Origin of the sequence: Mariniphaga sediminis (assembly GCF_003573545.1) — a bacterium.
Lineage (GTDB): Bacteria > Bacteroidota > Bacteroidia > Bacteroidales > Prolixibacteraceae > Mariniphaga > Mariniphaga sediminis.
Window position 1 is genome coordinate 99716 of record NZ_QWET01000002.1, and the last position, 16729, is coordinate 116444.

Below are 16729 nucleotides of genomic sequence, written 5' to 3' on the forward strand. Positions count from 1 at the left end.
CCTTTAGTTCTCGCTCGCTTCTGCCGGTTCCAGCGCAACACTTATATAATTTTCAAAATCGAAATACTTTTTAAATGCTTTTTGCATGGATTCTATCGTAAGACTGTTGACCAAATCATTGTACGTTCCAAACCCGGAGAAATCACCTTCCTTCAGGTAATAGGTGTTACTCAGGACAGACAGCCAGAAACCGTTTTCACGCAAAGCAATTTCACGTTCACGCAACATCTTTTCTTTGGCTTTTGCCAACTCTTCCTCACTGGGACCATGCTGAATAAAATCTTTAATCTCGTCAAAAACAGCTTCCTCCAGCTCTTCCAGTTTTTGAGGATCGGTTCCATAGCGAATAGAAACGGTGTATTCTTCATCGGGATATTTCGAAGAAGAGGGCCTTGCACTAATACTGTACACGCTACTTTTATCTTCACGGATAACTTCCAGCAGGCGGGTCGAAAGAATCCGGCCCAAAGCATCCAATTCAATGGCATTTGCGGATGAATACTCAAAATCTCCATGAAACACAATGTATTGAATACTTTTATCTTCCTGCCCTCTTTTAACTGTCTTTTTCACAACACCCTGAGGCGCTTCAATCCCAAGATCTTTCCAATTCTCCTTTTCATCGAAATAGGGAATCCCTCCAATATATTTTTCTACCAGCGGCCTCAACGTAGCTGTGTCAATATTTCCTACAAAAAAGAAATTAAAATCGGCAGCATTACGAAAACGCTCCTGCCCAATTGCTTTCATACGTTGCAGGTCGGCCTCATCAAGCAGGTCAACAGACATTGGCCGGGCACGCTTATGATAATTGGCCATTACCGATTTTAAGGTATCCTGAAATACTGCTTCGGGCGAGGCAGCTTTATTTTGTAATACACCATTCAGACGGGTCATGTAAGCCTGGTAGCTCGTTTCGTCAAAGCGTGGTTCGGTAAAGTACAGGTAAACTACCTGCAAAAGCGTCTCCAAATCCTTCACGGAAGAATTCCCGCTGAAACCTTCACGCAGTTGAGAAATATAGGGCGACAGATTAAAAACTTTATCGGACAACATTTTATTGAGTGTAATTTTATCGAAACCGGCAATTCCGCTCATTGCCATAATGGTGGCAGCAAAATCGGCTGACACATCGTCTTTTTGTCCGTAAAGGGAAGTTCCTCCCGGGCTCCAGGCGCTAAACAAAATTTCGTCTTCTTTAAAATCAGTGGTTTTGATGATAACTTTTGCCCCGTTTTGCAACGTCCATTCTACTGCCTCTACCTTTTCCAGGTTCTTTTTTTCAACCACAGAACTTGGCCAGGGTTCCTCTGCTACCAGCGGAACATCGGAAACAACATCTTCATACAGTTCTATTTCGGACTGCTCCACTTCCTGAAGCAAGGCAAGCACCTCCTCTTTGGAAGGTACCTTTACCCCTTCAATCTCAGGGGCGGTAATCACAACAACCCGGTTTTCTCCGATCACCCATTTCTCCGCCAGTTGGTTCACTTCATCCAGCGAAATGCCGGGTAAAAAAGTTTTAAAATATTCAAACTCTCTTTCAATTCCCGGAATGGGCTCTTCCGTCATCAAAAAATTGCGCTTATACTCTCCCGCATAACCAATAGATTTTTGCTTATCGCGCTCATTGTATGCTTTCTCAATATAGTTTAACAAGGCTGTTTTCTGCCGTTCAAGTTCAGTTTGGGTAAAACCAAATTTTTTCACCCGCTCATTTTCCAGCAAAACGGCCTCCAGGCCTTCTTCAATTTTTCCGTTATTGCAAACCGCCACCGATTGATAGACACTTACCGGCCCAAACAGTTCGGAGAAAGACGACTGGCCGATGATAAACGGTGGCTCAGCTTCCTGTGTTTTTTCCGACAGGCGACTATTAATCATCGAATTATACAGACTGTGCAAAATGGATTTCCGGTAATCTCCGATCGTTTTCGCTTTTTCCAGCGGATGTTTGTAAAAAACATACGCTACCGGGTACTGCGCTTCCTTGTCAGTAGCAATGCTTACCAACGTTTCTTTATGTGGCGGAATTCCAAAAAACTCTTTTTCGCGCAGATTATCGGCTACCGGTATTTGTGAAAACTTCGCTTTTACCTTTTCTACCATCACATCCTGATCGAAATCGCCCACAACAATAACTGCCTGCAAACCGGGACGGTACCAATCATTCCGGAAACGACGCAAGGCTTTGGGAGGTGCATTTTCAATGATATCCACTTCGCCAATCGGAAGCCTGTTGGCATATTTCGAATTGTGCAGGAATACAGGAAGCCACTCCTGTTGCATACGAAAGTTGGCATTTCGTCCGCCGCGTAACTCTTCACGAATCACTCCGCGTTCCTTCTCAATTTCCTCATCGGAATCGGTTACCTGGCAGGCCCAGTCGTACAGTACCTGTAACCCTTTTTCCATGTAAAGTGCCGAATCGAGCGGAACTTTCAGCATGTAAACGGTTTCGTCAAAGCTGGTGTAGGCATTAATTTCCGGACCGAATTCCATCCCAATCGACTCAAAATATTTTATCAGTTCATTTTTGGGAAAATTCTCGGTACCATTAAATGCCATGTGCTCGGCAAAATGCGCCAGTCCTTTCTGGTCATCATCCTCATCGATGGAGCCGGCCCGCACCACCAGCATCAATTCGGCCCTGTTCCGGGGTTCACTGTTGGCCCGCACATAATATGTCAGTCCATTCTCCAAAACACCTTTTGAAATTCTTGAATCAATGGGGATCGGGTCATTCAAATCAAAATCCTGTTGTGCACCCGAGAGCAAAGAAAACGCTAAGAAAGTTACAACTAATATATTCTTCATGCTTTTATAATTGTTGATTTACAATAATAAAACATGCCTGTTTGGCTTGTACATGCAGCATAGGAACCTGACATTCTTAAAATAATACTGCATGAAAAAACTTCACTCACGGCACGTTTCATAACATAAATACTACATTTCAAAATAGGTAGTCAAATTCCGGTAAATATTACAACAAATTATTCCAGTAAGGGTTGAACAGCGTGGGCAAAGGCATCGTCTTCGTTGGAAGGGACAGCATGAAACCGGCTTTTAATTTGTTCTGGTGCATTCTCTGTAAGGAACGAATGTGCTGTAAAATCCAGCAAATCGAGATCATTATAATCGTTTCCAATACCGAATGTTTCGCCGGGATGGATATGAAGCAAATTGCAAACATGTTTCACCCCATTTCCTTTTGAAACCTCCCGGTGAAAAACTTCCACCCAAATGTACCCTTTGGTAACAGGCGAAGAAGAACGGATTACCCTGATTTCATTGTGTTGTCCCTCAATTTCATTTTTTACTTGTTCAAAAATGGAATCGTCTTCCGGAATAATCAGCATAAACTGGCAAAGCCCGCTTTCCCACTTTCCATTTTCAGGCAGTGGTTCCGAAAATGAATTATGAAATGAAAAATAGCGGTTGAATTCTTCGCAATCCTGCGTGCCTTTGTGATACCACAACCGATGATTTTCGGGGGCGGGAGCAAAAGCATAAAAGTTGTAATCCTTTTGCCTGAAATATTCGACGAGGTGGCTGGCGGTTTCCTGTCCGATATTTTGATGGAAAATGTGCTCCTGTTTTTTCCAGTCGAAAATACCGGCTCCCGAAGAGTAAACAATATAGTCGAACGGCACATCGCGGGCAATCACCTCGGTAACTTTCCGCAAGTTTCTGCCGGTGGCCACCACCCTAACAATCTGCTTTTTCCCCAGCAGGTGCAGCGCCCTCAAATTTTCCTGACTCACTGAACGGTCGTCTTTCAAAAAAGTACCGTCGAGATCGGTTGCTACCAATTTTATATTTTTCATGTCCATAAGCCCAAAAATAATGCTTTTTATTGAATACTTTTTTTCTCCGAACTGCCCCCAGGTCATAAAATACCTTGTTCAGTCAGAACAAAAAATAAATATTCCACCGCATTACCTGTATTCAAATCTTCTGCAACTTCGCAGAAAAGATTCCGGGTACTGGCAGGACATTACACTATTTTCTCTTACAGCATATAAGGTTTCCTGTACTCTTTCGAAAACATCCGGTTGGCCTCCTCGTCATTTATAACACTGAAAGTTACCGGATCGATATTCAAGGTACGCCCCAGCCGGTGAGAAATGTTAGCAAGGTGAATTAACGCACAGGAGTAAAAGCCCTCTTCAATAGGCGCTGTCAGCAACCCCGGATCGTCTGCCCTGATGGCATCCACAAAATTCTGATAGTGGTTCCCCTCGCCCGCACCGGAAGCACCGGGCTCTCTCTCTTTTCCCATAAAAGTTTGCCAGCCTGATACATCCTTCAGCATGTAACCTTCCGAGCCATAAAAAATATTGCCTATCACGTTGGAAGAACTGGTCATATAGGTGTTTTTCAAACTCTCGCCCGACCCCAGATTATTTCCTTCCGGGTTGGTCATCCAGTGCCTCACTTCAAACTGCATCACTTTCTTTTTATCTCCTCCACCTTCCGGATTGGGAAATTCAAATACCGCCATCAATACATTTGGGGTCTCCTGGGCATCGTCAAAAAGAAGGTGTCCTCCCATGGCACTCACCCTTGTAGGAATTTTCACCCCCAATCCCCAACGGGCAATATCCATCTCGTGAACACCCTGGTTTCCCAGGTCTCCGTTTCCATAGTCCCAGTTCCAGTGCCAGTTATAATGAAAACGGTTACGGTTAAAAGGCCGTTTGGGCGCCGGTCCCAGCCACATATCGTAATTCACTTTCTCCATGTACTCTTTTGTAAACGGCTCAATCCAGGAGGTACTATTCACTGTGCTGGCATATTTCTCGCCCTCTGCCATATAACCATCCGGGTACCTGCCAATTGAATCGCGCCATTTGTAGCACACTCCTTTCGCCAGGTAAACCTCTCCCAGCTTGCCATCGCGCATAAACTGAACCGCTGATTGGGCGCCCGGATTACTGCGCTGCTCCGCTCCGTCCTGAACAACGAGGTTATATCTTTTTGCTGCTTCCACCAGCTTTTGCCCTTCTTCAATGGTATGGCACGATGGCTTTTCGATACTGGCATGTTTCCCGGCCTGAAGAGCCCAGATTCCGGCCAGGGCATGCCAGTGGTTCGGTGTGACTACCGAGACCGCATCGATTGATTTATCTTCAAAAAGCCTGCGCATGTCGTTATAAAGCGTTGGCTTTCGCAAACCTTTATCGGTATAATATTCTTTTACACGCCCGGCAAAAAGATTTTCATCTACATCGCACAAAGCGGCCACTTCAACATTCTTTAAATTTTGGTATTCCCGGATGTGTGACTGCCCCATTCCCCGGATACCGATAACTGCCACGTTCACCCGGTCGTTGGCACCCTTCCAGTTTGAATTCGAAAAAATAAGTGGTGCGGCGCCCAAAGCCATTGCACCCTTTGCCGTTTTTTGAATAAATTTTCTTCGTTCCATAATTAATCAATTTAAGCATACGAATATTTTCCAAACTCCTGCAACGCTTCCCACATTGCCATAATGTTTTCGGGGGGCACCTCGGCCTGAATGTTATGTACCGTATTAAATACAAAACCTCCGCCAGGCGCCAGCACTTCAATATTTCGTTTTACGTCATCCTTCACATTTTGTGGCGTACCATTTGGCAAAACGTTTTGCGTATCTACTCCCCCGCCCCAAAAAACAAGGTCTTTGCCAAAATCTTTTTTTAGTTGTACCGGTTCCATTCCATTGGCTCTAACGTGAACGGGATTCAATATATCCACACCCATTTCAATTAAGTCGGGAAGAATGGGGCGCACATTTCCGCAGGAATGAAACATGATTTTCAGATGAGGACTTTTCTTCTTAATAAAGTCCAGCACCCGCATAAAATGAGGTTTGTAATACGCTCTGAAATGCTCCGGATCGATCAATTGCGATTGCTGTGTACCGTAATCGTCGCCTTCGCCAATAATATCAACCACATCCCCGGCCTCGTCTAACAACGCATCCCAAAACTCAATCTTCAAATCAGCCAGTTTTCCGATCAGTTTATCCGAATTCTCCGGAAACATAAACGCATCGAGCATGGCATTCTCCATTCCCCTCACGCGCTGATGCATTTCAAACAACCCGGCACACAGCCCTTTCGTAAAAACCACTTTATCGCTATTCCGGTACTCAATTGCTTTTTTGCGCAGCCCGGCAAAACGTTGCTTATCTCCGGCATTAGGCCAGGGGTATTTTCCGACAATATCACTTTCTGAAAAATCACTTTCGTCCATCGGACTTTTTACCAGGGAAAACCAAAAGCCGTTTTTGGGGAACCGGTGGGTAAATCCCCATTCATCAAAATATTCCCAAAAATCGCCCTTGTCTTTCAATTTTGCCCAGACGTCCCAGTTGTGGCTTGTCAACGGGAAAACCCCGCGCACATCCACATTCAACCGGTCTAATATTTCTTCGGAAGGAATCACAATCTGCTGAATCACATCGGACCAAACCGGCTCTTCGGGCTCCATTCCCAAAAATTTCCGCAGATTCTGATATGCTGTGTTGGTAATTCCTGTCCAGGTTGAACTTGCCAAATCATAGGGAACCCGATCCGGTTCCTCATGATTCAGCGCTTTAAAAATCCGTTCTCTTGAATTCATAATTAATTATTTGTTGATTGAAACAGGTTTCATTCCAGGCGATAACAAATGGATAACCAGTATTCCGACGAGATAGCCAAATGCAGCAATTACAAACGGAAACACATAGCCGTCGACACCCGATTCATTTAAAGCATAACCGATAAGCAAAGCCGTTCCCATGGCCGCAATGGAGCTCACCGTGGTAGAAAACCCGATAACCGAACCGACAATTTTTTTTGGGAACAGGTCGGAAGCGATGGTAAAAATATTGGCCGACCATGAGTTGTGGGCAGCGGCAGCAAGGGCAATCAGCCCCACACAAACCGGAAGCGAATCGACAAAAGGAACTATCATTACCGGCAAAACCAGTAAGGCCGTCCCGACCATCGTTATTTTCCGGGCGAAATTGGGAGATTTCCCCTTTTTCAGCAGAAACGAGGACACAGCGCCACCTGCCATCCCGCCCCCCCAAGCCAAAACATAAATGACTATTAATGGCAAAGCCAAACCTTTTAATTCCACACCGAACCGGGCATTTAAAAACTTCGCTCCCCAAAAAAGGTAAAAATACCACACGGGGTCAGCAAACAGTTTGCCCAATGCAACCACCCAGGTTTGGCGGTATTTCACCAGCTTCTTCCACGGTACTTTCACTTTTTCCAGATCGCCGCTGTCACTTCGGATATATTCCCGCTCTGCGTCATTGACAAACCGGCTTTCCCGGGGCGATTTAAAAAATATCAGCCATAACACCAGCCAGACAGCGCTTAATACCAATGACAACACAAATACATACCTCCACGAAGTAAAAAAATAAAGCACAACAGGAATAAGTAGCGGTGCCGCCACCTGTCCAATATTGGATCCTCCGTTAAAAACACCTGTGGCATATGCTCTTTCCTTTTGCGGGAACCATTCTGCAACGGTTTTAATACTTGCCGGGAAATTCGCCGACTGCCCGATTCCCAGTCCCAAACGTGCGATGGCAAACCCCAGCCAACTGCGCGCAGCAGCGTGTGACAAACTGAAAAATGCCCACACTATCACCGCCAGCGAAAATCCCCAACGGGTTCCTAAGCGGTCAATGACGTAGCCAATAAACAGGGGCCCGATCGCATACGTTAACTGAAAAGCAAAAACCACATACCCATATTCCTGTTCGCTCCATCCGATTTCTTCCGTAATGAAAGGAGCCAGGATTCCCAGGATAACCCGGTCGAAATAAACGATAGTAGTGGAGTAAAATAAAAGGGTGACAATTACCCAGCGAAAGTTGGTTTTTTTGTTTGATGTCTGCATTTCTAAAAAGAATTTCGTTTTATCAATTTTATCGGTATTATTTTTTGAACGGAGATCCGGTTCTTTATAAAAGCTGCCATCTCAGCCGCCATTTCCCCAAAGTTGCAGGAGATAACAGTAATTCCGTTTCTGATGACTTCTTTCAGAGGGGTTTCGTTATACGAAAGAACCCCCACATCGCGGCCTGGTTCCCAACCTCTTATTTTACAAACCTTGAGTAGTTTCACCAGGTCGGAATCGTCGATGACCAAAAAAGCATCTCCTTTCCCGATTTCCTTGTTCTCCAGTGAATTCACTATTTTATGCGGAACGGAAAAATCATTGCAAAACTGCAAAAACGCATTTTTTAGAGTTTCCGGATGTCCCCCTTTTTCCGGAAAACTTAATTGCACATTTCTGTATTTTGCAATCTGTTCTTTTGCTGAGCATAACGACTGATAAGTGCCCTCAAAAAAATCCTGGACAATCGTATTGTATTTATTCCCTAACCGGTCGTTTCGGGAAATAATCAAAACTTTACCTGCCGGTATCCGGCCAATTATATTCGAAACTTTAGGATGATTAAAAGAAGAAATAATATACATATCATAGTCCGAAATATTTCGGCTGATAATCAATTCAAGAATTTTCGGATTATAGTGATGAAAATAAATTTCGATCTCACACAACCCTTCTACCTGTTTCCGGAATTCATTGTAGAGTATTTCAAAATGAGCTTCAAAACTATGCAAAAGCAATAACACTTTGAGCTTTGCATTCGGTTGTCGGTCAACCACAAAGAAGCCTCTTCGGTGATGCGATTCAATAAACCCCTGATCGGCAAGCTTTTGGTAGGCCCGGACAACCGTTTTCCGTGCAACATTGTATCTTTCAGAGGCAGCATTAATGCTTGGTATTGCCTGTCCTTTTGCCAGACTACCTTCCCGAATTTGATCAATGATTTCAGCTACTATCCTGTCTGATTTCGACGGTGTCCCAAATTGTCGGTTCATATAGTTATCAGGTTGATAAAGGGAAGCCAAATCTATACTACAAAAAATAAACTGTGCTACCCTGTTATACTTTTCAAGTATATGAATTTAATAGATTTAAAAAAACATATACTTATAATTTAGAATGATTTTAAACTAAAAAAAGAAGGCTCAATGACCTTTTCTAAAACATGCTTTTCTGTTGCCATTTATCGTAACTTTTTGTGCATAAAACAGGTAAAATCGATAAACTTCTGTTCAATAAATAAAAAAAGCCATGAAACCGGGAAAAACATTAAAAGTTTGCGGGTCGATCACAAAAAAGGAATCCCTGGCAAAATTCACGGGCAGTGTACTGGATCATACCACGGTAGCCGAGGCCGACCACCCCTACTCCGGTTACTATGGACGGATTCCTGACAAGCCAAAGCCCAACTCTCTCTTCCTGTTTACCGAGAGGTATTACACCCTTGAGGAAGCGCTCAGATTAACTCAAAACATTGACATCTGTGCTAAAAACAAGGTGAATGTAGCCAGTGCAATATTTCTTTTAAAAAATCACCGGGTACCTGCTATTCGCATTCGCAATTTTCCTGATTACCAACACGTGGGAATGTTGCAGCAATGTTATATCAATCAGGGAGTCAGGTTCTCACGAAAGGTAGACCTTGAAAACGAGGCTGTGGTCACAGTAAACAAATGCTTCTTACTGAAAAGTACAGACGATGGGCTCTACTCCGATAAGAATGAAAAAAACGAAGGGTACATCAAGGTACCCAAACGCCTTGAATTACTAAAATTTGAGGAATTGTTCCAAAACGTTCGAAACAACAGCAACTGCCTGCTTTTTGACGCTGCCATGGGAGGATTTATTATTGACGGGTTTGTGGAGGATATTATCCGGATTTATTCCGACCACCTCAATACAGACCTGTTAAAATGTATCAAAACCCAGATTCTTAAATGGATGTAGAAAAATGAACCTCGCAGGAACTTCTTCTGTATCTTACTTAAGTTCATTTTCAATCTTCAGAAGCCCCTCTTTTGCGGTCTCATCATCGGGCCGTAATTCCAAAGCCTTTTTGTACCAAAAGCGGGCAACGTTGTAATTTCCATTCTCAAAAGCTGCTGTTGCTTTCTGTATATGACTGTTGAACTGTTCTCCTGAACGACCGGCCATTCGTTCGGCAATCAGGTTGGCAATGGCCTGTAGCTGTTCTTTCGGATAACCTTCATTGGGTTTAACTGAAAGCGCACGGTTATACCAGCCGCGGGAAACCGCCAATTGATTTGCTCGGAACGTAGAGTCTGCCAGATCCACAAAACTTTGGTAATCGCGGTCGCGCTGACTTAGCAGTAATCCGCCCACCAGTTTGTTAATTTCGGCTATCCTTTGAGGAGGATATGCTTCTTCCGGTTTTACATCCCAGGCCTTGTAATACCAGGCACGGGAAACATTGTAACGCTTGTTATCAAAAAATCCGTCTGCCAGGGAAATGTATTCATTATACAACTGATCCAATCCTGCATCGCTCATTTCCTGCCGTTCACTCATTTGCTGACGGCGCTGCTCAATTTCAGCTTGCCGCCGTTCCATATCTTCTGCCGCGCGTTGCTCTGCCAGCGCACGTTCCTGCTGCTGCATCAAAAGATTATCAATTTTCTCAATTTGACTTCGTGGATAGCTTTCATTCGGTTTTAAACCCAGCGCCTTTTCGTATTCCGATTTTGCTTCACTCCACGCCTCCGTGCGGAAATGCCCGTCGGCTGCCAAAACAATAGTCCGGTATTCTTCATCCAGCTTTTGCTGTTCCAGGATACGATCTATTTCAGCAATCTTCTCTCGCGGATAATCTTCTTCTTTCATTTCCAATGCTTTCGAATAATTTATCCGCGACTCGCTGTAATTTCGTGCATTGAACTGTTGATCAGCCAAACGAATAGCATTTTGATATTCCCTGTTTATTCGATCCTGCTCCTGTTGGGCCAACTCCATTTGCTGCAAAATATCTCTAATCTCATCTATCCGTTGCTGCGGGTAGGCCTCTTCCTGTTTCACCTGTAAGGCCGACTGGTAAGCATTTCGTGAAGGTTCGTATTCTTTCAGGGAGAACAGGCTGTCGCCACGGGAAACAGCCACACTGTACTGCCGGTCTTTTTCTGCCTGTAAAGCAGCCAGGCGGGCCTGCTCTGCGGCCTCGGCTTCGGCCGTCAGACGGGCACGGGTTTCCACAATGCTGTCGATTTTAGCCAGCTGTTCCGACGGGTAAGTTTCTGACGGTTTGGCCTGCTGTGCGGCGGTGTATCCGGCTTTTGCCTCATCAAATGCTTCACGTTGGAATTCCCGATCTGCACGAGTGATGGCCGCATCATAAGCTTCCTGCGCGCTAGCCAATTGGGCCACTATCTGGTCAATCTCATCAATCCGTTGTTGTGGGTAGGTCTCTTCCGGCTTTACCTGCAATGCCGACTGGTAAGCTGTCCGTGAAGGTTCGTATTCGTTCAGGGAGAACAGGCTGTCGCCACGGGAAACGGCCACTGTGTACTGCCGGTCTTTTTCTGCCTGCAACGCAGCAAGGCGGGCCTGCTCTGCGGCCTCGGCTTCGGCAGCCAGACGGGCGCGGGTTTCCACAATGCTGTCGATTTTGGCCAGTTGTTCCGACGGGTAAGTTTCTGATGGCTTGGCCTGCTGTGCGGCGGTGTATCCGGCTTTTGCCTCATCAAATGCTTCACGCTGGAAATCCCGGTCTGCACGAGTGATGGCTGCATCATAAGCTTCCTGTGCGCTAGCCAATTGGGCCACTATCTGGTCAATCTCATCAATCCGTTGTTGTGGGTAGGTTTCTTCCGGCTTTACCTGCAATGCCGACTGGTAAGCTGTCCGTGAAGGTTCGTATTCTTTCAGGGTGAACAGGCTGTCGCCACGGGAAACGGCCACTCTGTACTGCCGGTCTTTTTCTGCCTGTAAAGCAGCCAGGCGGGCCTGCTCTGCGGCCTCGGCTTCGGCTGCCAGACGGGCACGGGTTTCCACAATGCTGTCGATTTTAGCCAGCTGCTCCGACGGGTAAGTTTCTGACGGTTTGGCCTGCTGTGCGGTGGTGTATCCGGCTTTTGCCTCATCAAATGCTTCGCGCTGGAAGTCCCGGTCGGCGCGGGCGATGGCAGCATCATAAGCTTCCTGCGCACCAGCCAGTTGGGCCACTATCTGGTCAATCTCATCAACACGTTGTTGTGGATAAGTTTCTTCCGGTTTCACCTGCAATGCCGACTGGTAAGCAGTTCGTGAAGGTTCGTATTCTTTCAGGGTGAACAGGCTGTCACCACGGGAAACGGCAACAGTGTACTGCCGGTCTTTTTCTGCCTGCAACGCAGCCAGGCGAGCCTGCTCTGCGGCTTCGGCTTCGGCAGTCAGACGGGCACGGGTTTCCACAATGCTGTCGATTTTAGCCAGCTGTTCCGATGGGTAGGTTTCTGACGGCTTGGCCTGCTGTGCGGTGGTGTAACCGGCTTTTGCCTCATCAAATGCTTCGCGCTGGAAGTCCCGGTCTGCACGGGCGATAGCTGCATCATAAGCTGCCTGCGCGCTAGCCAATTGGACCACTATCTGGTCAATCTCATCAATACGTTGCTGCGGGTAGGTCTCTTCCGGTTTTACCTGCAATGCCGACTGGTAAGCTGTCCGTGAAGGTTCGTATTCTTTCAGGGTGAACAGGCTGTCGCCACGGGAAACGGCAACAGTGTACTGCCGGTCTTTTTCTGCCTGCAATGCGGCAAGTTTAGCTTGTTCTGCAGCTGCTGCTTCCGCAGCCAGACGGGCGCGGGTTTCCACAATGCTGTCGATTTTAGCCAGCTGTTCCGATGGGTAGGTTTCTAACGGCTTGGCCTGCTGTGCGGCGGTGTAACCGGCTTTCGCCTCATCAAATGCTTCACGCTGGAAATCCCGGTCTGCGCGGGCGATAGCTGCATCATAAGATTCCTGTGCGGCTTGCCTGCTGCTGATCATTCCCCTGATTTCCTCAATCCGCGTAATGGGATATTGCTCCTGAGGTTTTACATCGAGCGCCTCCCTGAATTTCCCGACTGCTGCCACCAACTCATCGTTTTCAGCAAGGCGATCTGCTTCATCAATGGTTTGCTTATACTTTTCTTCGAGTGCCAGTTTTTCAGCTTCGAGACGTGCGAGTTCTGCGGCTTCGGCTTCGGCAGCCAGACGGGCGCGGGTTTCCACAATGCTGTCGATTTTAGCCAGCTGTTCCGACGGGTAGGTTTCTGACGGTTTGGCCTGCTGTGCGGTGGTGTAACCGGCTTTCGCCTCATCAAATGCTTCACGCTGGAAATCCCGGTCTGCGCGGGCGATAGCTGCATCATAAGTTTCCTGTGCGGCTTGCCTGCTGCTGATCATTCCCCTGATTTCCTCAATCCGCGTAATGGGATATTGCTCCTGAGGTTTTACATCGAGCGCCTCCCTGAATTTCCCGACTGCAGCCACCAACTCATCGTTTTCAGCAAGGCGATCCGCTTCATCAATGGTTTGCTTATACTTTTCTTCGAGTGCCAATTTTTCAGCTTCGAGACGAGCGAGTTCTGCAGCCTCTGCTTCAGCCTTCAACCGGGCTTCTTCAGCAAAAATTTCATTTATTCTCTCTATTTGTTTCTGTGGATATTCTTCAGAAGGTAACAATTCAGTTGCGTGTTCATATTCGGCCAGCGCCTCCGGATATTGTTTCCGTTGAAATGCCCGGTCGGCTGTTTTTATCCGCCGATCATACAACGTACGGTTAGCCAGCTCGTTCATCAAGTCCTTAATCTCCTGAATCCTTTGCGTGGCAACATTGTCACCCGGTTTGTATGTCAGTGCATTTTCATAAAAGGAAATGGCCCGTTCGTAGAACTGCTTTTCGAAATTCACCTCCGCCTGAAAAATGGATTCCTCATAACTTTTCAGTTTTTCGGCATTTTCTGACTGCTTTGCCAGAATATCATTTATCTCACTGATTTTTTGTCTTGGGTACGCTTCATTTTCTCTCAGTTGCAATGCCTGTTCATACGCATTCTTTGCATCAACATAGAGCAACTCTTTAAACGAATTGTCGGCCTGTGCAATCAAATTTTGATATTCCTGTTCTGCCTGTTGCTGTTTGATAATGGCATTGATCTCTTCTACTCTTTGTTGCGCATGGCGGTTTGCAGGATCCACAGACAAAGCTCTCCGGTAGGCATTGCGGGCTTCGGAATATTTTTTTTCAGCATATAATGCATCGGCCCGGCCTATTAATTTCTCCAACCTTTCAGCCAGCGCCGTTTGCATCTCTTCGGCCACCATTAGCAAACCAAGTAAATCGTTGATTTCGGCAATGCGATCTTTCGGATATTGTTCTTTGGGAAAAATCTTACTGGCTGCCTTGTAACCGTCCAACGCTGAAAGAAATTCCTCTTTTTGATATTCAACTTCTGCCTCTTTTATCAATTGATCGTACTCTTTTCTGAGTTCTGCCAACTCTGCCTTGGTAAGGTTCGCCAGGAAATCGGCTTCCTTTCCAATCCGCTGAGATTGCAGAATGGCCTGATCGATCAGGTGTTTAATCTGCGCTTCATTGTAATACAGATCAGAAATAAAATTATCCACCTGTTTACTGTAGTAAATTTTCATCACTGTGTTTTCGGAGAAAGTGCGATCGATGCCGGGGATTTCCGTAAACAATTTGATATTTACCGGAAACGGCGGGAAAAGCGGATCTGAGAGTAATACCTCACGCGGAACATTCGTATTGACCACGATCTTTTGCGGGAAATTTCCATCCCTGGAAAAAACAAGGGTAAATTCATGACTGTAATTCAATTCCACCCGGTAGTTTCCGTTGGGGCCGATTCCATAATTATCAAGACGGCGTCCGTCCCGGTACATTTGAATCACTGCTCCCTCCACCGAACCTTCCTCCACACTTACCGTTCCTTCTACGGTAAGACCGTTGCTTCTCTGTGCAATCAAGGAAAGTTCAAAACAAGTCAGGAAATAAATGAAAAATATGATTTTCAGATACATTCGTTTCATACATACAAACCTTCAATAAAACCAAAACGAAAATAGAAACAATTAATTATTTTTTTGTTTTAATTTGGGTAAATGATTTTTTCCTAATGTTGTATTTACTTCAGAAAAATAAAATCCAGGCCTGTAACTATCTCATTTTTTGTCGGTATAACGAGACCTCAAAACCCTGTCAATATTCTCCAAAAGAAATTTCTCTTTAGTCCGGATAGTTGAAATATTACCTTACTTAACTGACTTTATAAAGATTGTATAATCAGATATTGCAGAGAATCCATTACATTGCAACAATTAACTGAACAACTGTTTTTGAATGAAGCGTGAAGCAAGCCTGTTTACAGCGATTTTTCCTATCCTGATACTGATTGTCCTGTTAACTTCCAATGTAATCCTGTTTGACGATACATTGTCAGGCTCCAACCAGATTGCCCTGTTGCTGGCTGCTTCCCTGGCAGGAATTATTTCTATCCGGCTGGGAGTTTCGTGGAATAAAATCAGGGAAAAAATTGTAAGCACCATTGGTTCGGCAATGCCTTCCATTTTAATTCTATTGCTGATTGGTTCACTTGCCGGAACATGGATGATTAGTGGCGTGGTTCCCGCCATGATATATTACGGGCTGGACATCATTAGCCCTAAAATGTTCCTGTTCACGGCTGTGGTGGTGAGCTCCATTGTAAGTGTGGGCACCGGCAGTTCGTGGTCTACCATTGCCACCATTGGTGTGGCATTACTGGGAATTGGCAAAGCACTGGGAATAAACGAAGCAGTGGTGGCAGGGGCTATCATTAGCGGAGCATATTTTGGCGATAAAATTTCTCCCCTGAGCGACACAACCAACCTGGCTCCTGCCATGGCCGGAACCGATTTGTTCACCCACATAAAATACATGTTTTACACGACCGTTCCTTCGATGACCCTGACCCTGATTATTTTCCTTGCCATCGGGCTCAGTAGTGACTACACCAGCGCCCTGGGAAATATTGAAACGGTAAAGGCAACTATCGACGGTACTTTTAACACCAACCCCCTGCTGTTTCTTGTGCCGGTTATTTTGATTACTATCATCATTCTGAAAGTTCCACCCCTGCCGTCATTGCTGGCAGGAACACTTCTCGGAGGCATTTTTGCCATTCTATTTCAACCCGAAATAATCAGGGAAGTTTCCGGCGTTGCTGAAGATTACCTCAAGGCATCCTACATTTCTGTAATGCAGGCCATGTTTGGCAATATATCAGTCACTACCTCCAACCAGGATGTGAACGAACTGCTGAGCACTTCGGGCATGCGGGGAATGCTTGATACCGTCTGGCTTATTCTGTCGGCTATGGTATTCGGGGGTGTGATGGAATCTGCAGGCCTGCTGCGTCGTATTACACAGCCAATTGTAAAATATGCAAAAAGTACCGGAAGCCTGGTGGCATCTACTGTGGGGACCTGCATCTTTTTTAATATCACAGCTTCCGACCAGTATATTTCCATTGTAGTGCCCGGCCGGATGTACCGTAAAACATTCGAAGAAAAAGGATTAAAACCCGAAGTACTGAGCCGGACGCTCGAAGACAGCGGAACAATGACCTCTGTACTGATCCCCTGGAACACATGCGGGGCTACCCAGTCAAGGGTTTTGGGAGTGGATACCTTCGCTTATGCGCCTTATGCTTTTTTTAACCTGATTAGCCCCATCATGACTATTTTGTTTGCTTTCCTGAATGTAAAAATCAGAAGGATTATAAAGGGGGAAACAACCTCTGCAGTGCCGGATGTAAAAGTAGACTAAACCGCACATTGCGTTTCAAATCATATCCATTTCTCT

At 45.7% G+C, this 16729-nt stretch carries 9 protein-coding genes; 2 read left to right on the forward strand and 7 right to left on the reverse strand.

Annotated features, from left to right (window positions below):
- Positions 1–3: 3 nt before the first annotated feature.
- The 6 genes from D1164_RS02780 to D1164_RS02805 all read right to left on the reverse strand — a co-directional run bounded on the left by D1164_RS02780 (position 4) and on the right by D1164_RS02805 (position 8885).
- Positions 4–2817, reverse strand: coding sequence for a M16 family metallopeptidase (locus D1164_RS02780; protein ID WP_119348421.1), 2814 nt, complete (start codon positions 2815–2817; stop codon positions 4–6).
- A gap of 179 nt (positions 2818–2996) precedes the next feature.
- The gene (locus D1164_RS02785; RefSeq protein WP_172594320.1) at positions 2997–3830 is read right to left on the reverse strand and encodes an HAD family hydrolase; all 834 of its coding nucleotides are present in this window, start codon (positions 3828–3830) and stop codon (positions 2997–2999) included.
- 185 nt (positions 3831–4015) lie between these two features.
- The gene (locus D1164_RS02790; protein ID WP_119348423.1) at positions 4016–5434 is read right to left on the reverse strand and encodes a Gfo/Idh/MocA family protein; all 1419 of its coding nucleotides are present in this window, start codon (positions 5432–5434) and stop codon (positions 4016–4018) included.
- A gap of 11 nt (positions 5435–5445) precedes the next feature.
- Positions 5446–6612, reverse strand: coding sequence for a uroporphyrinogen decarboxylase family protein (locus tag D1164_RS02795; RefSeq protein ID WP_119348424.1), 1167 nt, complete (start codon positions 6610–6612; stop codon positions 5446–5448).
- 6 nt (positions 6613–6618) lie between these two features.
- Positions 6619–7893 carry an MFS transporter gene (locus D1164_RS02800; RefSeq protein WP_119348425.1) on the reverse strand — a complete coding sequence of 425 codons (1275 nt, stop codon included), beginning with the start codon at positions 7891–7893 and terminating at the stop codon, positions 6619–6621.
- Positions 7894–7895: 2 nt separating this feature from the next.
- Positions 7896–8885: a GntR family transcriptional regulator gene (locus D1164_RS02805; protein ID WP_119348426.1), complete on the reverse strand. Its 990-nt coding sequence runs from the start codon at positions 8883–8885 to the stop codon at positions 7896–7898.
- Positions 8886–9141: 256 nt separating this feature from the next.
- Between D1164_RS02805 and D1164_RS02810 the strand changes: the two genes are divergently transcribed.
- On the forward strand, positions 9142–9837 hold the full coding sequence (locus D1164_RS02810) for a hypothetical protein (protein WP_119348427.1): 696 nt from the start codon (positions 9142–9144) through the stop codon (positions 9835–9837).
- Positions 9838–9870: 33 nt separating this feature from the next.
- Here the strand turns inward: D1164_RS02810 and D1164_RS02815 are convergent, their stop codons facing one another.
- Complete coding sequence (locus D1164_RS02815; RefSeq protein ID WP_119348428.1) at positions 9871–14916, reverse strand: hypothetical protein; 5046 nt, start codon at positions 14914–14916, stop codon at positions 9871–9873.
- A gap of 310 nt (positions 14917–15226) precedes the next feature.
- Here D1164_RS02815 and nhaC point away from each other — a divergent pair, with 310 nt between their 5' ends.
- Positions 15227–16693: a Na+/H+ antiporter NhaC gene (gene nhaC / locus D1164_RS02820; protein ID WP_119348429.1), complete on the forward strand. Its 1467-nt coding sequence runs from the start codon at positions 15227–15229 to the stop codon at positions 16691–16693.
- The last annotated feature ends 36 nt before the right edge of the window (positions 16694–16729 follow it).